Source organism: Loigolactobacillus zhaoyuanensis, assembly GCF_003946385.1.
In the GTDB taxonomy this organism is placed as follows: domain Bacteria; phylum Bacillota; class Bacilli; order Lactobacillales; family Lactobacillaceae; genus Loigolactobacillus; species Loigolactobacillus zhaoyuanensis.
The window spans coordinates 1-4,037 of the sequence record NZ_RHOE01000114.1; the positions used below are offsets into that span (position 1 = coordinate 1).

Below are 4,037 nucleotides of genomic sequence, written 5' to 3' on the forward strand. Positions count from 1 at the left end.
CTGAGCTAGTGCTGTGACAATTTCTTTGGTAAACTGATTCATGGGGAAGCCTCCTGTGATGTTTGTTTAGACGCTAACTATCATAAGGGAGAGGCTTCCCTTTTTCAATTCCCAATAATTCATTTACACATAATTATTTAAACACTCAATTTTAAATTCAAATAAATTAAATTAAAATACTATGACCCATTTTAAATTCACTAAAAATCCCCTTTAAATCAGTTTTATCCGTAGTTATCAACAATAACAACCATCAGTATATTGCTGTAACAATAATTAAATAAAATTAATAATTTAATGAGTTTATTTATAATTTTATCTTTCATCTAAAGCAATCCAAATTCGTTTTTTTGATTCTAACATTATCTACTTATATTTGTCATCTCAAAAGACCAAAAAAACGCAGCCACCATTTAGGCAGCCGCGTTTTGCTTTTATTTATCATAAATTGTTAAATCAAGGTCTAATAATTGTTTGTTAGAAACTTTGCTTGGTGCATCAGTCAGCGGATCGCCCGCTTTTGAATTCTTTGGAAAGGCGATGACTTCACGGATGTTATCCTTGCCCGCTAGTAACATTGCAAAGCGATCTAAGCCAATTGCTAAGCCGCCGTGCGGTGGGAAACCATAAGTTAAGGCATCCAATAAGAAGCCAAAACGTTCTTGCGCTTTTTCTGGTTCGATGCCCAAGGCGCCCAGCATTTTTTCTTGAATGTCACGATCGTGGATACGGATCGAACCGCCACCAAGTTCATAACCGTTTAAGACGATATCATAACTTTGGGCATGAGCCTGATGGGGATCTTCACCTTCATTAAGGTAGTGCAGGTCTTCTTCATTCGGCATGGTAAATGGATGATGTGCCGCCGTCCAGCGCTGAATACCTTCATCATATTCGAATAATGGCCAATCAACGACCCAGATAAATGCGAATTTGCTTTCATCGATCATGTCCATTTCCTTAGCGAAGAATTTACGTAAGTAACCTAAAGTATCCGCAACTACTTTACGGCTATCGGCAACAAATAACAATAGGTCACCGGCTTTAGCGCTTAAGCGTTCGCCGATCACATCTTCTTGGCCCTTAAAGAACTTCGCAATTGGGCCAGTAAAACCGTCATCGGTCAACTTCAACCAAGCTAAGCCTTTAGCACCAAAGCGTTTAACGTAATCTTGAATTTTATCAATATCCTTACGTGAATATTTATCGGCTGCGCCAGGAACACAGATACCCTTAACTTGTCCGCCATCAGCAACAGCGCCACTGAAGACTTTGAATTCAGTATCCGCCATTAAATCGGACAGATCTTGTAATTCCATTCCAAAACGAATATCTGGCTTATCAGAACCAAAACGGGCCATTGATTCATTCCAAGTAATTCGTGGAATTGGTGTTTCTAATTCAATACCTTTAGTCGCCTTCATAACCGCTTTTAACAAGCCTTCCGTCAAGTCCTGAATCGCTTCGGCGTCTAAAAAGCTAGTTTCCAAGTCGATCTGAGTGAATTCTGGTTGGCGATCGCCACGTAGATCTTCATCACGGAAGCAACGAGCAATCTGATAATAACGATCGATCCCGGCACCCATTAACAATTGTTTAAATAATTGTGGTGACTGTGGTAAAGCGTAGAAATGACCTGGATAAACTCGTGAAGGTACCAGATAATCGCGCGCCCCTTCAGGCGTTGATTTAGTCAAATCAGGCGTTTCCACATCAATAAACCCAGTTTCATCTAAGTAACGATGAGCTGCCTGAGTGATTTTATTGCGGATCAATAGACCTTGCAACATTTCTGGCCGCCGTAGATCTAAGTAGCGGTATTTCATGCGCAGATCAGCCGAAACATTAATATTATCTTCAATGTAAAACGGCGGTGTTTTCGCCTTATTCAGAATCGTCACATCATGAATTTCGACTTCAACTTTACCCGTCTGCATATTCGGATTGATTGCGTCAGCTGCACGTTTAGCGACCATCCCTTTAACTTCTAGTACATACTCAGACCGAACTTTGTCAGCGACGGCCCAAGCATCATGGCCAAATTCCTGACTAAAAACTAATTGGACGATACCTTCACGATCACGTAGATCAATAAAGATCAAATTACCTAAATTGCGGCGCTTTTGCACCCAGCCCATCAAAGTGACTTCTTGACCGACATATTTTTCATTAACCAAACCTGCATAAGTTGTGCGTTTATCCACGTTGTTCTCCCCTTACTTGTGCGAGCACCGTTGCGAAATCTTGTTCGATCTCGGCCAATGGTACCGTAATTTCATTACCCGTTGCCATGTTTTTCAAATGAGCGGACTTAGTTGCTAATTCGCTTTCGCCAATTGTGATCACCACTTCGGCGTTTAGCCGGTTGGCCATTTTAAATTGTGCCTTTGGTTTGCGGTCTAAGTAATCATGTTCCGCAGTAAAACCGGCGCTGCGGATTGCTTGTGTGACTTGAACTACTGCCGGCTGCGTTTCAGCACCAATACCGACTACGTACGCTGCTAGATCAGCCGTTGCTGGTACATCGATCCCATCGGCATCCATAACCAGCAGCATCCGTTCTAGCCCTAAGCCAAAGCCAAAGCCAGGCGTTGCTGGGCCACCGATTTCCTCAACTAACCCGTTATAGCGCCCACCAGCACAAACAGTCATATATTGACCGCCGAATGCTTTTGAATTAGACATGATCTCAAAGATCGTATGATTATAGTAATCTAAGCCACGCACCATCGTCGCATCGATTTCATACTCGATCCCCAAATTTTCTAATAACGTTTTGACCATGGTAAAATGTGCCGTCGATTCTTCATCCAGAAAGTCTAAGATCGAAGGTGCATCCGCCACAATAGCCTGATCCTTTTTATCTTTACTATCCAGAACGCGTAAGGGATTCTTGTGCAGGCGCACTTGTGAATCAGCACTAAGCTCGTCAAAGTGTGGTTCCAAAAAAGCGATCAACGCTTGGCGATAGGCTTGGCGTGAGTCGAGATCACCTAGCGTATTGATAACTAACTTCAAGCCACCGATACCAAGTTGTTTAAACAGGCCCAGTGCCATCGCAATCGTTTCAACATCGACCGTTGGGCTAGGGCTACCTAGCGCTTCAACGCCAATTTGATGAAACTCGCGCATCCGCCCTGATTGGGGCCGTTCATAACGAAACATAGGGCCCATATAATAAACTTTAACGGGTTTGGGATGTTCAGGTCCAAATAATTTGTTTTCAACATAAGCGCGTACGATCCCGGCTGTTCCTTCCGGCCGTAAAACAATGTGGCGCTTACCTTTATCATAAAAATCGTACATTTCTTTCGTCACAATATCCGAAGTATCGCCGACTGAACGTGAAAAAACATCGAAGCTTTCAAAAATCGGCGTCCGAATTTCGTTAAATTGATAATTATTGAAAACCTTACGAGCAGTTTGTTCAACATACTGCCACTTTTGGGTTTCACCTGGTAAAATATCCGCAGTCCCTTTTGGTCGTTGATAACCCATACTTAAACTCTTCCTTTCTCTATGTACACGTAAAATAAATAAAAAACGCCCCTGTCTTCGACAAGGGCGCATTAATTGCACGGTACCACCTTAATAATTACTTGACCAGCATTTAAAAATTAATGCGGTCACTTATCAGATAACGCTGTTCGCGAAAGCACAAAGCTTTACCTCAAAAGTGTCATGTTGTGGTGTGTTTGCGTCAGTCCCAGCCAAGCAGACGCTCTCTAAAAAACAACTTTGCCACAAGCTTACTTTATCATCGGTCCTATTCAGTTCATTATTACGTTACCGAAAATATCGTTAAAAGTCAAGTTAGCATCGCGAAAAGTGCTGTGTCAACACCGCGGATTTGCTATAATAAAAATTAGCTTATACGCTAAAACTATTTTCCTGAATTATGCATATCTGTTCCTAAACCTTAACGAGAATGTTGCTACACCATCGTTTTATCTTTGATTGAGAGTTTCACCAAAATGGTGTACCAAAAAAGCACCTTCCGTGTTATTGTTATAGCGACCAAACAATAACGAACACAG

General features: G+C 41.9%; 2 protein-coding genes. Both read right to left on the reverse strand.

The window, feature by feature from the left end; translation table 11 throughout:
• Positions 1–434: 434 nt before the first annotated feature.
• Positions 435–2,204, reverse strand: coding sequence for an aspartate--tRNA ligase (gene aspS, locus EKM76_RS12935; RefSeq protein ID WP_125550978.1), 1,770 nt, complete (start codon positions 2,202–2,204; stop codon positions 435–437).
• The gene (gene hisS / locus EKM76_RS12940) at positions 2,197–3,498 is read right to left on the reverse strand and encodes a histidine--tRNA ligase (RefSeq protein ID WP_125550979.1); all 1,302 of its coding nucleotides are present in this window, start codon (positions 3,496–3,498) and stop codon (positions 2,197–2,199) included. Before hisS ends, aspS begins: the two co-directional genes overlap by 8 nt.
• Positions 3,499–4,037: the final 539 nt, after the last annotated feature.